Origin of the sequence: Gordonia sp. Swx-4 (assembly GCF_030316175.1) — a bacterium.
GTDB lineage: Bacteria > Actinomycetota > Actinomycetes > Mycobacteriales > Mycobacteriaceae > Gordonia > Gordonia alkanivorans.
Genome location: NZ_CP128197.1, coordinates 602,639 through 617,377 on the forward strand (window position 1 = coordinate 602,639; position 14,739 = coordinate 617,377).

The 14,739-nt window shown below is 67.6% G+C and carries 12 protein-coding genes; 8 read left to right on the forward strand and 4 right to left on the reverse strand.

Annotated elements, in window-relative coordinates:
* Positions 1-9 precede the first annotated feature (9 nt).
* The gene (locus tag PWF70_RS02745; protein WP_006356944.1) at positions 10-1,551 is read right to left on the reverse strand and encodes a PucR family transcriptional regulator; all 1,542 of its coding nucleotides are present in this window, start codon (positions 1,549-1,551) and stop codon (positions 10-12) included.
* Positions 1,552-1,636: 85 nt separating this feature from the next.
* The gene (locus PWF70_RS02750; protein WP_035755295.1) at positions 1,637-3,301 is read right to left on the reverse strand and encodes a (2,3-dihydroxybenzoyl)adenylate synthase; all 1,665 of its coding nucleotides are present in this window, start codon (positions 3,299-3,301) and stop codon (positions 1,637-1,639) included.
* A gap of 151 nt (positions 3,302-3,452) precedes the next feature.
* On the opposite strand from PWF70_RS02750, the gene PWF70_RS02755 reads away from it, so the two are divergent.
* The 8 genes from PWF70_RS02755 (at position 3,453) to PWF70_RS02790 (ending at position 11,539) form a co-directional block, all read left to right on the forward strand.
* A complete protein-coding gene (locus PWF70_RS02755; protein WP_006356946.1) occupies positions 3,453-4,823 on the forward strand; it encodes a salicylate synthase in 1,371 nt (456 codons plus the stop codon).
* A 47-nt stretch (positions 4,824-4,870) separates the two neighbouring features.
* A complete protein-coding gene (locus PWF70_RS02760) occupies positions 4,871-5,119 on the forward strand; it encodes an acyl carrier protein (RefSeq protein WP_006356947.1) in 249 nt (82 codons plus the stop codon).
* A 29-nt stretch (positions 5,120-5,148) separates the two neighbouring features.
* Positions 5,149-6,327: an acyl-CoA dehydrogenase family protein gene (locus tag PWF70_RS02765; RefSeq protein ID WP_006356948.1), complete on the forward strand. Its 1,179-nt coding sequence runs from the start codon at positions 5,149-5,151 to the stop codon at positions 6,325-6,327.
* 25 nt (positions 6,328-6,352) lie between these two features.
* Entirely contained in the window at positions 6,353-7,657 is a 1,305-nt protein-coding gene (locus PWF70_RS02770; protein ID WP_006356949.1) for a wax ester/triacylglycerol synthase domain-containing protein, read from the forward strand.
* A gap of 128 nt (positions 7,658-7,785) precedes the next feature.
* Positions 7,786-8,598: an MTB12 C-terminal domain-containing protein gene (locus tag PWF70_RS02775; protein ID WP_286352827.1), complete on the forward strand. Its 813-nt coding sequence runs from the start codon at positions 7,786-7,788 to the stop codon at positions 8,596-8,598.
* A 25-nt stretch (positions 8,599-8,623) separates the two neighbouring features.
* The gene (locus tag PWF70_RS02780) at positions 8,624-9,595 is read left to right on the forward strand and encodes an ABC transporter substrate-binding protein (protein WP_035755237.1); all 972 of its coding nucleotides are present in this window, start codon (positions 8,624-8,626) and stop codon (positions 9,593-9,595) included.
* Between the two features lie 308 nt (positions 9,596-9,903).
* Entirely contained in the window at positions 9,904-10,521 is a 618-nt protein-coding gene (locus PWF70_RS02785) for a TetR/AcrR family transcriptional regulator (RefSeq protein ID WP_035755234.1), read from the forward strand.
* Between the two features lie 43 nt (positions 10,522-10,564).
* Entirely contained in the window at positions 10,565-11,539 is a 975-nt protein-coding gene (locus tag PWF70_RS02790; protein ID WP_157139139.1) for an oxygenase MpaB family protein, read from the forward strand.
* Between the two features lie 282 nt (positions 11,540-11,821).
* Here the strand turns inward: PWF70_RS02790 and PWF70_RS02795 are convergent, their stop codons facing one another.
* Together PWF70_RS02795 and PWF70_RS02800 are read right to left on the reverse strand one after the other, a co-directional pair.
* Positions 11,822-13,138, reverse strand: a complete 1,317-nt coding sequence (locus PWF70_RS02795; RefSeq protein WP_006358121.1) for a lysine N(6)-hydroxylase/L-ornithine N(5)-oxygenase family protein — start codon at positions 13,136-13,138, stop codon at positions 11,822-11,824.
* Entirely contained in the window at positions 13,135-14,679 is a 1,545-nt protein-coding gene (locus tag PWF70_RS02800) for a pyridoxal phosphate-dependent decarboxylase family protein (RefSeq protein WP_006358120.1), read from the reverse strand. Before PWF70_RS02800 ends, PWF70_RS02795 begins: the two co-directional genes overlap by 4 nt.
* Positions 14,680-14,739 lie beyond the last annotated feature (60 nt).

The following is a 14,739-nucleotide window of genomic DNA, read 5'->3' on the forward strand; positions in this document are numbered from 1 at the left end:
GACCGTGCGTCAATCGGTCTCGAGGACGTCGAGGAGTTCGCGCGCTTTGACCGCTATCCACAGCTCGACCCGGACCTCGGCCGAGTCGAGGTCGCGGCCGAGGAGTTGGCCGACCTTGGCCATCCGACTCCGCATGGTGTGTCGGTGTACGCCCAATTCCCTTGCGGCGCTCTCGATGTGTGCGTCGTTCCGGAGCCAGGTCCGTAGCGCGGTGACGAGATCCACCGACGAACCGTGTGCGGCGTCGTAATCCTCGAGTGGTCCCAGGACGATTCGCGACATCGCGGACAGTTCGCCGGGTGACCGTCCACCGAACAACATCGAGAAGGTACCCGTGTCCGAGAAGTCGACGACCGTCTCCTGCGTCGGGCCGAGGTGGAGGGCGGCCCTGGCCTGGCGGAGGCTCACGGCGGTTTCGGCGATCACGGCGGTCCCGCCTCGCCCGGCCCGCAGCGTCCGTTCCAGCCGGGCGCCGAGCCGCGCGACGAGTTCGACAACCCAGTCCCGTCCGCGGTCGTCGGACACGACGAGCAGCAGACCCTCCCGTATCGGCGACAAGAGGTACGGAACTGATTGCCGTGTGATCACATCGGCCGTTTCCCGAAGAGCCGGCAACGCCGGCCCGACGTTCGTCACCGTGATTGCGACGACGCGGGTGTCCTCGTCGAAGCCGAAGTACCGCAGCAGGCCCGCGTCGAGTTCGGGACCGAGGTTCACGAGTGCTTGCGTCACGACCGTCCGGAGCCGCTGTTCGGCGTCGAGCACCTTCGCCGGCTTGCCCAGTTCGATCGACAGCAAGGCCATCGCGTGGGCCACGAGGAGTCGTTCCTCCGGCTGCAACGCCGCCGGCGACGCCACCGCCAGATATCCATGCGGCTCCCGGGCGACGGACACGCTCTGCACGAGGTACGTGGCGTGTTCGTCGGCGAAGGCAGAGCCGGCCTGTCGGCGGCGTCCCGAACCGCGTGACACCGAACGCGCATGTTCGAGTGCTCGCCCCGCGTCAGGACCGTGGACCGAGAGTGCCCCGCCCTCGGCGTCGACGAGGACGACCGAGCACGAGAGGGCACGCCCGAGGGCGGTGACCAGATGCGGTATGCCGCCGCGGAGAAGATCGCGGGCGAACTTGTCCTGCTGGTCGACGACCTGCTGCACCGCGCGCACCCGGTCGGCGGTCAGATCGTCGATCACGGCGCGGGTGACCGCGATGAACGGAGTGTGCGGTGGCACTGCGAGGACAGGCAGACCCAGTGCGTCGCCGGCGGCCCGGATGCCGTCAGGGACCGCGTCGAAGGTCATGCCGGTGTCGACGGCGAGTGCCGCCGCCCGCGCCCGCACCAGGCGGGTCACGTAGTCGAACTGTTCGGAGTCGGAAGGTCCGATCGCCAGGCCCGTGGTCATCACCAGTTCACCGCCGGTGATCCAGGGAGCGGGATCGGCGAGTTCGATGGCGTGTGCCCACTCGATGACCCGATCGGCGCCAGAGTGACCTGCCACCAGCGTCAGGCCCAGGTCGGCGTTCTGGGACAGGCGCTGCACGGTCAGCGCCACGGCGACTCACTCCTCACAGGTCAGCGGACGTTCGACACCCGTCCGCAGGTGCGTCAAAGCATAGCGAGGGTGCCGGGTGTCGAGGTCATCCCGCTGTGGACACCAGCTGCTCTCGTAAGACCTTCTTGTCGATCTTGCCGACGGCGGTGACGGGGAGGGTCCGGATGACGCGGACCACGTCGGGCAGTTTGAACGATGCGAGGCCGCGGTCCGCGAGGAACATGCGCAGCGTGGCCAGTTCGAGCGGTTGGGCCGGCGGATGGTCATGGGAGAGCACGACCGCGGCGCAGATCTTCTCGCCCAGTGCGTCGTCGGGAAGCCCGACCACCGCGACCTGGCGTACCGATGGGTGCGCGAGCAGGTTCTCCTCGACGTCGTCGGCGGCCACGTTCTCGCCCGCCCGGACGATGGTGTCCTTGATGCGACCGGTCACGGAGAGATGCCCCGACGGCAGCCGGGTCACCTTGTCGCCCGACCGGTAGAAGCCGTCGGGGGTGAAGGACTTCTCGTTGTGCGCGTCGGCCCGGTAGTACCCGCGGATCGTGTACGGGCCGCGCACCAGCAGCTCGCCTTCTTCGCCGTCGGGAACGTCCACGCCCTCCTCGTCGACGACGCGCACCTCGTCGAACTCCGACATCGGCGAGCCCTGGACCTCGTGGACGAGGTTCCGCGGCTCGTCGGGCCTGGTGTAGCAGATGAGGCCCTCGGCCATGCCGAACACCTGCTGAACCACGTCGCCGAGCGCTTCGTCGAGGGCGACGGCGTCCGGGTGGGCGAGCTTGGCGCCGCCGACCTGCAGGAGTCGCAGCGAGCTGATGTCCGCGGGCTCCCACTCGGTCGCCGCGCACCACAGCTGTGCGAGGGCGGGGACCAGGGCGGTCACCGTCACGCGGTGACGTTCGATGAGGTCGAAGGTGTTGTCGGGGCTCGGGTTGTCGGTGAAGACGACGTGGCCGCCTACCCCGAAGACGCCGAGGATGCCCGGGCAGCACAGCGGGAAGTTGTGGGCCGCCGGCAATGCGACGAGATAGGTGTCGTCGGCGGTCAGCTTCGCGACCTCGGCCGACAGTCGTGCGTTCAGGTCGTAGTCGTCGTGCGTGCGCGCGATCAGTTTGGGCAGGCCGGTGGTGCCGCCCGAGACCAGGAAAAGGGCCGGGAGGTCGGAGTTCGGCGAGGCCGGGAGGTCGACCGATGCGGGATCCGCGTCGGGTGCGGTCGCGAACGGACCGGGATCGCCGGAGACGAACACTTGCGTGACGGCCGGGACGCGGGACTGCAGCTCGGTGGCGAGGTCCCGGAAGTCGAAGCCGCGTCGCCCGTCCTCACCGATGTAGGCGACGGCCCCGGCACCGGCGGCGAGATGTGCGATCTCGGTGATCCGGTGTGCGGGCAGGGTCATGACGGGGGCGACGCGCGCGCGGAGCAGGCCGAGCAGATTCACGACGAACTCGAGCGAGTTGTTCTGCTGGAGGACGACGCGCTCTCCGGGGCGGAGTCCGGCCGCGACGAATCCGGCCGCTCGACGCAGCGAGGCCTCGCGCAGTTCGGAGTAGGTGAGCGTCCGCGGCCCGTCGATCGAGGCATCGGTGACGGCCGGGGCATCGGGGGTGCTCTCGGCACTGGCGTCGAAGCCGGCGAACAGTGGGAGTCCGCGGAACAGTTCGGCGTCGCGGTAGCGGGCTGCCTGGGCGTCGGCGTACGGGGTGAAACCGTCGAGCAGGTCGGTCGCGTGGTCCAGAGGCGTCGGCATGGGACCCATTCAAACACAGGCAGGGTAGGGTATCCTTACCGGTCGGTCTGGTGGTGTGATCCACGCCATCGACTCGCCAAAACATTTGCTTAGGCTGTCCTAAAATCCCTAGGATTACTGGTGCTGCCGCCCACGACCGGAGGACAAGGACATGTCGCTGACGACCGACTCGCCGACATCGAGGCTCGATGCCGCGGACCTCGGCCTCGAGGGCGCCGCCGGCCTGAACGCTCCGACGACGCGGTTCGCCGACGCGGACGCCGCCCGGATCTCGGCGGCCTGGGCGGGTTCCGGCGAGTTCGGCGACCATGTCGTCTACGAGCGCAGCGGTCGCTGGACCTTCGCTGCCGGCGTTCACGTGCGAGTGGTGGTCACACGTGGTGAGGTCATCGTCGACGACCATGGGCGCCGGTCGACCACCGCATGGCACGGTGACCCGGCCGACGCACTGGCCGCGGCGACGGAGTCGCTGTCGATCCCCGACTGGCGCCTCTACGGGTGGGTCGGTTTCGACTTCTGCGCGCCGTACCACGGCATCCTCGACCGCGTTCCCGACGACACGGTGCTCGCGCATCTGATCGTTCCCGAGTTCGAGGCGTTCGTCGACGCGGACGGGGTGGACACCGGCACCGCCGATTCCGACCGAGCTCGTCGTCTCCTCGAGATCGCCGCCACGGCAGGTGATCCCGGGGCGTCGCGCCCCGTCGACGTGCGGGTTGACACCGAGGACTACCGCGGCCGCGTCGCGGCCGCCGTCTCCGAGATCGCGGCCGGTCGCTACCAGAAGGTCATCCTCTCCCGCGCGGTGGACATCCCCTTCGCGGTCGACATCCCCGCCACCTATGCCCGCGGCCGTGCGGACAACACGCCGGCTCGCTCCTATCTGCTGTCGCTCGGCGATCTCGCGGCCGCCGGGTTCAGTCCCGAACTCGTGGTCGCGGTGCACTCCGACCGCACCGTGGTCACCGAACCCCTCGCCGGGACAAGGGCTTTCGGGGTGTCCGCCGACGACGACGCGGCCGCTCGGGCCGAACTTCTCGGCGACGCCAAAGAGGTTGCCGAACATGCGATGTCGGTGCGCGCCTGCTATGACGAGATCGCCTCGATCTCGGCCGCCGAGACGACCGCGGTCAGCACGTTCATGGAGGTGCGTGAGCGCGGCAGCGTCCAGCACCTGGCGTCGACCGTGAAGGGAACCCTCGCGGAGGGGGAATCTCCCTGGCGTGCACTCGAAGTCGTCTTCCCGTCGATCACCGCTTCGGGAGTACCCAAGACCGCGGCCGTCGACGCCATCGACCGGCTCGAGTCCCGGCGTCGCGGGCCGTACTCCGGTGCGGTCCTCGTCGCGTCGTCGTCGGGGGAACTCGAGGCAACCCTCGCGTTGCGCACCGTCTTCTCGTCCGGGGGCGCGGCATGGTTGCGGGCGGGCGCCGGCATCGTCGCGCAGTCGACGCCGGAGCGTGAGTTCGAGGAGACCTGCGAGAAGCTGGGCAGCGTCGCCCCGTACGTCATCCCGCGCTGACCGGCCGTTACGTTCGAACCACCACCGATCCCATCAGGAGCCATCACATGTCCGACAACATCACCGAAGCGCTGCACGGCATCCTCACCGAGGACCTCGACCTCGCGCTCGGCCACGTCACCCGCGACTCGCGGCTCATCGACGACCTGGGCCTGGACTCGGTGGCGTTCGCCATCGGCGTCGTCGCGATCGAGGAGCGTCTGGGTGTGAAGCTCTCCGAACGCGAGCTCTTCGAGTCGAAGACGGTCGGCGATCTCGAAGACCTGGTCCGCGCGAAGGCCGGGACACCGGCCTGAACCGGGTGGGACGCGAGTCGGGGCGGGGGATGAGTGTGGACACCGGAGTGCAGTCGTACGCCGAACTGCTCGACGACGCGTTCGACGAGAAGGTCACCGCGTGGACGGCACAGGCCGAGAACGATCATCGATTCCCTCGGCCGCTCCTCGAACACCTCGGCGAGGCCGGGGTTTTCACCCGCAAGTGGGAGGATCGCAAACTCACCGACCTGCACGACCACTTCGCGCTCGGCCGTCATCTCGGATCGCTCGGTTCGGCTGCGATCGGTGTCGGCGTCAGCCTGCACGATTCGGCGATCGCCATCCTCCGCCGCTTCGGCCGCAACGACTTCCTGAAAGACCTCGCGCAGCGGGCGATGACCACCGATGCCGTCCTGTGCATCGGCGCCTCCGAGGAACAGGGCGGCTCGGATCTCCAGAACTCGGAGACACGCATCTTCGCCGAGGGTGGCGGATACCGGGTCGTCGGAGCCAAGAAGTTCGTCTCGCTCTCGCCCATCGCCGACTACATGCTGGTCGTCTGCCGCAGCATCGAGGACGGCGACGAGAACGGCGCCGACACCGGGGGCAACGTGGCGCTGGCCGCCGTGCCGATCGACCAGGTCCGGGTCGGCGCGCCCTACACGAAGCTGGGCGCCGGTCCCCTCGACACCGCGCCGGTCACCATCGACACCTGGATCCCCGAGGAGGCGCTGATCGCCCGCCCGGGAACGGGTCTGGCGATTATCAGCTGGGGCCTCGCGCACGAACGCTATTCGGTCGCCGCGCAGATCGCGGCCGCATGCGACGTGATGCTCGGTGTGACGCTCGCCCGCATGATGGACCGCACCCAGTTCGGCAAGAAGCTCTACGACCATCAGGCACTCCGCCTGCGGATCGCCGGTCTGCAATCCCGCGTCGACGTGCTGAGCTACTCGCTCGACGGCGTCGCCGCCGGGGGAAAGATCAACCTGCGCACCGCGGCTGCGCTCAAGGCCACCGCGGCCAACCTGGGCGAAGAGGTCGCCTCGGAATGCCTGCACATCTTCGGCGGGATCGGCTATCTCGAGGCCGAGACGCCGATCGGACGCTGGTGGCGCGACATGAAACTCGCGCGCGTCGGCGGCGGCACCGACGAGGTGTTGTGGGAACTGGTCGCGGCGGCCATGAAACCCGACACCGAGCGTTACCAGCTACTCTTCTCCGGTTCTTCCACCCAGGCGCCCTGAGCGTCCTTCATCCAGGCGGTCATCGATGAACAACACTGTCACTGCTCCGGCCGACGCTCGCGTCACCGAGCTGGCACCCCCGGACCACACCTACCTGCACATGGACACCGACAGTCGGCCCATGCACTGGTCGATGTTCCTCCAACTCGACACGGGTGGAACGCTTCTCGGCATCGACGAGGTCCGTGCGCGCGTCCGTGACCGGGGCCGGCTGTTCGAGATCTTCCGGCTGGGCGTCAAGAACGGCCGATGGCGGAAACCCGAGGTGGTGCTCGCCGACGAGAAGTGGGATGCGGGCGCCCACGTCTCGGAACTCGGCTTCACCGACCGCGAGCACCTGCAGCGACGTGTCTCCAAACTCCTGGAGACGCCGTTGCCGCGTCCGCGCCCGTTCTGGGACATCACACTGTTCACGCCCTCCGCGGGCGCCGAGGGGGTCGGTCAGTGGGTCCTGCTTCGCGTGCACCACAGCATCTCCGACGGCATCGCCGGCGCGGCCTTCGCGGCACTGCTCGCCGACGGTGAGCCCGAGGACCTCGCCGAGTTCGAGCGCTTCGCCACCAGCCCGCGATTCCACATCAGCGGCATCGACCCGGAGAAGCTGGGTGAGGCCAAGGCGGCGTTCAACGACCAGCATGCGGCCGGCGGGGGCAAGAAGCGCGCCTGGCCGAGCCTGACGAAGTCGGGGCGTCGTGAACATGCGCTGTTCAGCACGTCCACCCGCGCCCTGCGCAAGGCGGCCAAGGCCAACGACTCCACCGTGCACGAGTTCGTCCTCGGGGCCATCGGCCGCGCGCTGAGCATCGACCCGCCCGCGTCGCCGCAGGCCGAGGTCCTCCGCGTGACCCTGCCGGTGACCCTCGACCAGGAGTTCCGGCACACCGGCAATGCGGTCTCGGTGGCACTGCTCAACCTGCCCGGCAACGAAACCGACCTGTCGCAGCAGATCGGCCGGGCACGCAGTGAGCTGGCGACGATCGCCGAGCGTCGGCCCGAGCTCTACCTCGCCGCGGCCGATGACCTGCCGCGGGCGCCGCTCTGGGGCCTGCAGCGGGCGATCGTGAACGCCTCGATGGGTCACATGCATCCGGACATCCACATCGGGATCAATCCCGGCTTCTCCCGGGTTCGGTCGGTCCTGGGCAGGTCCATCGTGAGCTTGACGCCGCTGTCGCCGCTGGCCGGTTACTCCTTCTCGGTGACCGTGCTGATCCTCGGCAACACGACGTCCTTCGGCATCGTCACCGACGCCCAGGCACTCCCCGGCTACGCGCAGAAGTTCGTGGAGACGTTCGACAAGGTCCTCACCGAGGCCCTACCGTCGGCGTGAAGAAGAGGCGAGCTTAGGCTTGCCTAGGCAGTCGTTCCCCGACGGGGACGATCCAGACCGTGGAGACGCGCAACCAGGCGTTGCACGGCACAAGTGAACGACATACAGCAGAAAACACGGAGAACACCATGCAGAACGATGTCGGCTACCAGGACCCGGCTTACGTGGATGAGACCCACGAACCGGTGGCGGGTCCGGAGAAGCGCTCGGGTGGGATCAACATCCCGACCGTGCTGGCATCGGCAGGTGTTGCGGCGGTGATCTCGGCGATCATCGTCACCATCGGTGTGGTCGGTCTGATGGTCGGCGACCGCAACGACTCGGCGAACGCGGCCCAGCCGACCGTCGTGAACCTCGGTTCCGCGCAGACACCGCAACAGCAGCAGGGCTTGGTGGGTCCGGCCGCCAACCAGCCGCCGGCTGCCGCGCCCGGTGAGCCCGCCCCGGCCGTGGCGCCCGCACCCGCGGTGACCGAGAACGTGCCCGAGAGCGGCGGCACGGTCGGCGCCGGCCCCGACGCCGCGCCCGCACCGGCTCCCGCGCCGGGTACCTCGGCCGCGCCGTCCCAGCAGCAGGCTGTCGCAGCCCCGACCGCGCTGACGCCCGGTCAGCTCAACACGAAGGTCAAGACGGTCATGAACTCGCGCGGCAATCGCGCCGCACGGGCCGCCGAACTCCAGGGCGGCGAGCGCGCCCTGCGTCAGCTCGACGCCGTCGCCCAGGCGATCACCACCTACGGCAACGTCGGACTCAGCTACCAGATGGTCGGTCCGGTGCAGGTCAGCGGCACCACGATGACCGCCCCGCTGCAGATCAGCGTCGTCGGCCGGGGCAGCCAGAATCGTGCGATGACCTGGGTGTGGAGCGGCGACAAGTGGAAGCTGTCGAACAGCAGCGTCTGCCTCATCGCCAGCTTCGTCCTGCTGCCCTGCTCGCTCTGACCCCCGACCGTTCTGGAGAACTGACGTGAAAACACGACTTCGTCTTGGTGCGCTTCTCGCGGGTGCGCTCATGTCCGCCGGCCTCCTCGCCGGATGTTCGAGTTCGGATGACTCGACCGGTGGATCGGTGCAGCTGAACCTGCCCGACGGCCGCTCGGTGACGATCCCGGAGACACCGAAGCGCATCGTGACCCTGGGTGACCAGTGGACCGACGTGGCGCTCTCGTTCGGCGTGACCCCGGTCGGCTACTACGACTACTCCAAGTCGGCGACCGGCGAACTGCAACCCTGGTACGGCCAGAAGCTCGCCGACTCGACGTTCATCGACCCCACCAAGGGCGACGATGCGACGACGATCGCCAAGCTCGACCCCGACTTGATCTTCGCTCCCGGATTCGCCTCCGGCAGCCCGGAATTCGAGCAGATCGCCAAGCTCGCGCCGACGGTCAACGCGATCAGCGGCCAGGAGATCGATCCCTGGCAGGACATGGTCACCGTCATGGGCACCGTGCTGCACCAGCCGGACAAGGCGACCGAGATCATCGACCAGACCGACGCGAAGGTCGCCGCCGTCGGCAAGGAGTTCCCGGATCTCGCCGGCAAGACCTACGCGCTGGCCTTCATGTACGGCAACGACCAGCTGTCGGTCCTCGGCGACCCGAACGACGGCGCGGCAAAGCTGTTCAGCGAGTTGAAGATGCAGATGGCGCCCAAGCTGGTCGCCGAGTACCAGCGCACCCGCAACCCCCGCTTCGGACTGAGCACCGAGAACATCCCGATGCTCGACGCCGACGTACTGGTCGTCGCCACCGCGACACCGGAACAGGCCGAAACCCTCAAGAAGCTACCGGGTTACAAGAACCTGAAGGCCGTCAAGAACGGTGCCGTCACGTTCATGACGCAGTCGCAGATCACCGGCCTCAACGCACCGACGCCGAACTCGGTGCCGTACGTGCTGGACCTGCTCAAGCCGAGCTTCGAGGCTGCGACGAGCTGATCCCTCCGCTGGCCGAGTGGGCGAGAGCCTGCGACGAGTCCCATCGAAACCGGTCTCAACACACACGACGGCCCGTCCCCTCCATGCGGGGACGGGCCGTGTCGTCTCGCCGACCGGCCTCGGGGCGGACGACGTCACCGTGAGACTGTCGCCTCCACGTTGGAGGTGGCCTGAACGAGGCCCGGATGCCCTCACGCGTTCACGTGCCGGCGAGAAGGGTGGCTCACCCGTCCGCGGTATCTCGTGTGCAAACCCGGTTCCGTAAACACCTGCGCGATCGATGAGACGCACGATACTCTTCTCGTACCATGAGTATCACGACCCCACCACATGCCCGACTCGTGATCGAGGGCCTGACCAGCGCACCCTCCACAAGCGACGCAGTGGACAGCGCCATCCTGGAGTCGACCCTTCGGTGCATCGCGCTCTACGGAACCGCGCGACTGACGATGGCCGACGTCGCCCGAAGTGCGGGGGTGGGACGAGCGACGGTATTCCGTCGATTCGAGTCCAAGGACGAACTGATCAGACGGGCGTTCTCGTTCGAGTTGGCTCGCATCGTCGAGGGATTCGCGGAGACTGTCGCTGCTGTCTCTCATCCGGGTGAGCATTTGGTGGAGATCATCGTCGCTGCCGTTCGTACTGCGCGGACCCATCCGATCGGGACCCGGCTCGTGGAGGACGGGACGGCTGTCGCAATCCATCGCGATCCCGACCTCGCCCAACTGCAGCTACTCATGCTGACCGATCGGATTTCCGACTGCGCCGAACAACTCGCTGTCGACGTCGACACGACGGGCACGGCCGAGGTCTTGCTGCGCTTCATCGGCAGCGTCTGGTTGACGCCCGACATCGGCCTACCGACCACGGACGACGATGCGATCCGACGGATGGTCCGTGTGATTCTGCACCCGCTCATCCCCTGAACGCCCACCTGACAACCAGGCACCGCTCCCGAGGAGAATGAAGATGGCACAATCAATTTCCACAGCGTCTCCCACCGATATCACCGTCGACGGACCGCCGCTCGAGGGACACGCACAGAAACGGTATGAACAGTTTCGGTGGTTCTGCGGGTCACGGCTGGTGGGACTGTTCGCGGCTGCATACGTCGACCAGGGCATGCAGCACGATGTATCGGACGCGACGTGGGCCACCGGCCGGTACGAGAACCGGCCACTCGAGCGCAACATGCGCACCTTGGCGGCCGGGCAGCTCGTAATGTGGGGCGACGCGGAGGTCAACGCCCGGCACCTCGATCGCCTCAAGACACTTCATCGCGAGGTCAAGGGAAAGGGCCGCGATGGCAGGCCGTACAGCGCCTACTCGCCTCGAGCCTGGAACCTGGTGTACCTCAGCATGTTTCTGCTGTATCGGAACTCGTACACTCCTATCACCGGTGATCCCCTCACCGATGAGGACAACGAGATCTTCTACCGAGTGGTCTGGGACAAGATGGGGTCGTTGTCGTTCTCTGGCAGGTCATCCGGGCTGCCGCGCTCATACGCCGAGGCGATGGAGTACTACCAGGACCTGCTGGACAACGAGTTGACGGACACCTACATGCTCGAAGTCGGGCGGAAGCTGTTCGCGACGCCGCCGGCCCCCGAGGACCTGCCGACCGCACTGCGACCCGTCTGGCCGCTGATCTCACGCGTGGCAGGAGAGGTGGCCATCACGTGCGGGATGGCCATCAGTCGACCCAAGGTGCGCGACGTCTTCGGCTTTCCGTTCAACAAGGTCCGCCGGATCGAGTACGCGATCATCTGTCGCGTACTTCCCGTCCTCTATCACCGCCTCCCGAAGCGGATCAGCATGGCTCCCTTGGCATACAACCGCTGGCAGTACGAGCAGCTCGTCAGCGATCTCGAGGGAACACAGCTCACTTCGTTCCGTCCCGATCCTGAACTTGCACCACAACATCCGGCGCCCGCAGGTGCATAACCTCGGGCGGCAGTCCCCGCGCCGCCTCGGGCGATGAGGTCCCTGTCACCCCCGTCGCCGCGAGATCACGGTCGCAGCTCGCGCTGGGAGATCCTGGTACGAACCTTGGTGTGTGTGATCTGTGCCGCTGATCGCGATGCCTCCCGGAGGCCGCACGATAAGAGTTGAGTCGGCACCTGCGGCCCGTCCGCGTTCGGAGCGACCCGGGCACCCGATCAACCCTCAACGGGAGAACGGCCCGACCCGCACTGCGGGCCGGGCCGTCGTTGCTCGCGGAACTCCTCAGCCGACGACGCCGTCGGAGTCGTCGATCCCGAAGCTGGTGAAAGCGGTGTCCTTCGGCAGTCGATACACCTCGCGGCCCATGACGGCGTTGAGAATTCGGGCGTTGCGGACCGCGCCGATGTCGAGGTTGGGGGCCGAGACGCCGACGGCGTGCTCCTCGGCGTTCGCCACGAACAACCGATTGGTCAGCGCGGGCTCGGTTTCCACCTGATGCGCGGCGCCCACGACGAGGCGGCCGCGCGAATCACGGTGCAGCTGCGGCTCGATGGGGGCCAGGAACGGGGTCTGGCGGGGCTGGTAGCCGGTGCACGCGATGACCATGTCGGTGGTGTGTGCGAGTTGGGTACCGGTGTCGAGGTGACGCCCACGGACCCTGAGCTTGCCGTCGGCAAGGGTGTCGATGCCGTCGACCTCGGTGGAGATGCGCAACTGGACCGGGTTGAGCTTCTCCCGCAGCTGCCGCTGGTACATCAGCTCGTGCACCCGTTCGAGGGTGTCGCTGGAGACGCCCTTGTGGAACTGCCAGTGTTGCGGGCGGATCCGATCGCGGGCCGCCTCCGGCAGACTCTGGAAGTAGTCCATGTACGCCGGGGTGGTCATCTCGAGCGACATCTTGGTGAAGTCGAGCGGGGCGAACCACGGCGTACGGGTCCACCAGCGGACGGACGGGCCGCCGCGGAGATTGGCCTCGAGCAGGTCGATGACGATCTCGGCGCCCGACTGTCCCGAACCGATGACGGTCACCGAGTCCGCGGCATGGGCCTTGTCCTGGTGGTACAGGTAGTCGGAACTGTGGACGACCGCCGGGGAGCCCGACGACAACGCCTGCGGCACAAACGGTTCGGTGCCGACGCCGACGACGACGTGGCGCGCGATCACGGTCGTGGTGGTGCCGCCGGAGACGATCGTGACGGCGAAGGCGTCGGCCTCGTCGTCCCATGTGACCTCGGTGACGGTGGTGCCCCAGCGCAGGGTGTCGAGTCGACCGATACACCAGTGCAGGTACGCCTCGTACTCGATGCGGGTGGGATAGAAGTTCTCCCGCACCAGGAACCGGTACATTCGGTCGGTGTCGGCCATGTAGTTCAGGAACGACATCGGATGCGTCGGGTCGACCAGGGTCACCAGGTCCGACAAGAATCCCACCTGGAGTCGGGCCTCGTCGAACATGAGGCCCGGATGCCAGCGGAACTCGTCACGGGAGTCCACGACGAGCACGTCGAGGTCATCGACGGTCGATGCCAGCGCGGCGAGCCCCAGGTTGAACGGACCGCAGCCGATCGCCAGGACATCCACGTTCTCTACACGGGTCATTCCGATACCCTCACCATTTCTTCACTGCGGGCCTGGTCGCCGGCGACCGAGGTGCTCTCGGACTCCACTTCGATTGCGAGACGCAGGAGTTCGTCGAACAGCTCGTCGATGTCACTCTCGGAGGTCTCCGGATTCAGAAGGGTCAGCTTCAGGCAGGTCTGGGGTTCGTCCTGGCCGGGCACCCGCACCTGGGTGCGCCCTATCAGGGCCTTGCCGTCGGTGATGAGACGGCGTCGCAATTCGCCGTTGACGGCGTCGAGGTCGGCGCAGCGGTAGCGGAAGACGATGGTGGTCAACGTGACCGGGGCGATCAGTTCGAGTTGCAGTTCGGTGGCGACGCGCTGTTCGGCGTACACCGCGAGGTCGTTGCACCGCTCGAGCATCCCGCCGAGTTCGCGGCGTCCGTACGCCAAGAGCGTGGCCGCGACCTTGAGCACGTCGGGACGACGAGTCGTCTGCAGGGTCTGGCCGAGCAGACCGCTGTAGCCTGCCTCGACGTCGTCGTCCGGGTTGAGGTAGGCGACCGAACGGTTCAGTGACACGAAGCGGTCGGCATCGGACAGCAGCATGAGGCTGGCGGCGGCCGGCTGCCAGCCGACCTTGTGCAGGTCGAGGGTCACCGAGTCCGCGCGGTCGACGCCTCTCAGGAGTCCGGACAGGCGATCGGAGAACAGGGTGCCGAAGCCGTAGGCGGCGTCGACGTGCAGCCAGATCTCGTGTCGTTCGGCGATGTCAGCGATCTCGGGCAGCGGGTCGACGGTACCGAAGTCGGTGGTTCCGGCCGTGGCGACGATGGCGAGCGGGGTGACCTCGCCGGCCTGTCGGATCGCCCTTTCCAAGGCCTCGGGGATCATCCGGTGGTGCGCGTCGACCTCAACAGGGATGACCGCGGACTCGCCGAGACCCAGTGCGGCACACGCTCGGTGCACCGAGAAGTGGGCGACGCGCGAACAGAAGACCACTGGCCGGCGCAGCGCGCCCACACCGTCCTGGCGGACGTCGACGCCACGACGGGCCGCGGTGTGATCGCGGGCGATCATGAGCGCAAGCATGTTCGAGATGGAACCGCCGGGACTGAAGACGCCGCCGGCCTGTTCGCCGAAACCGGCCATGCGGGCGAGCGACTGCACGGTCCAGGTCTCCAGGGCGAGGGTCGCCGGCCCCGAATCGTATGTGTCCAGCGAGGCGTTGGTGGCGCTCGCGAGCGCGTCCGCGGCGACCGCGACCGACAGGGGTGCCGGCTGCAGATGAGCTGTGGTCAGCGGATGGGTGAGGTCGAGACCGAACTCGGCGACGAGCCGCGCCAGCCGCGACAGGGCCGCGGACTCACCGATCCCGGATTCGGGGATTCCGGGTGCACCCAGCGAGCCGTTGACCGCGGCGAGTACCGACACCGGATCCCCGGCGGGCAGTGGCGCTCCGTGGTGGTGGTCGGTGACCGATTCCGCTGCTTCGGTCAGACCGCGACCGATGTTCGCCCAGCCCTGTCCCGGTCGGGCGAAACGGGAAGCCCCCCACGTAGACTCGCGGTCTTCGGTCACTGAGTTCCCCCCTGGATCTTCGGTGGTTGTCCGGTTCTGTGCTGAGTTGCTGTGCGAGTG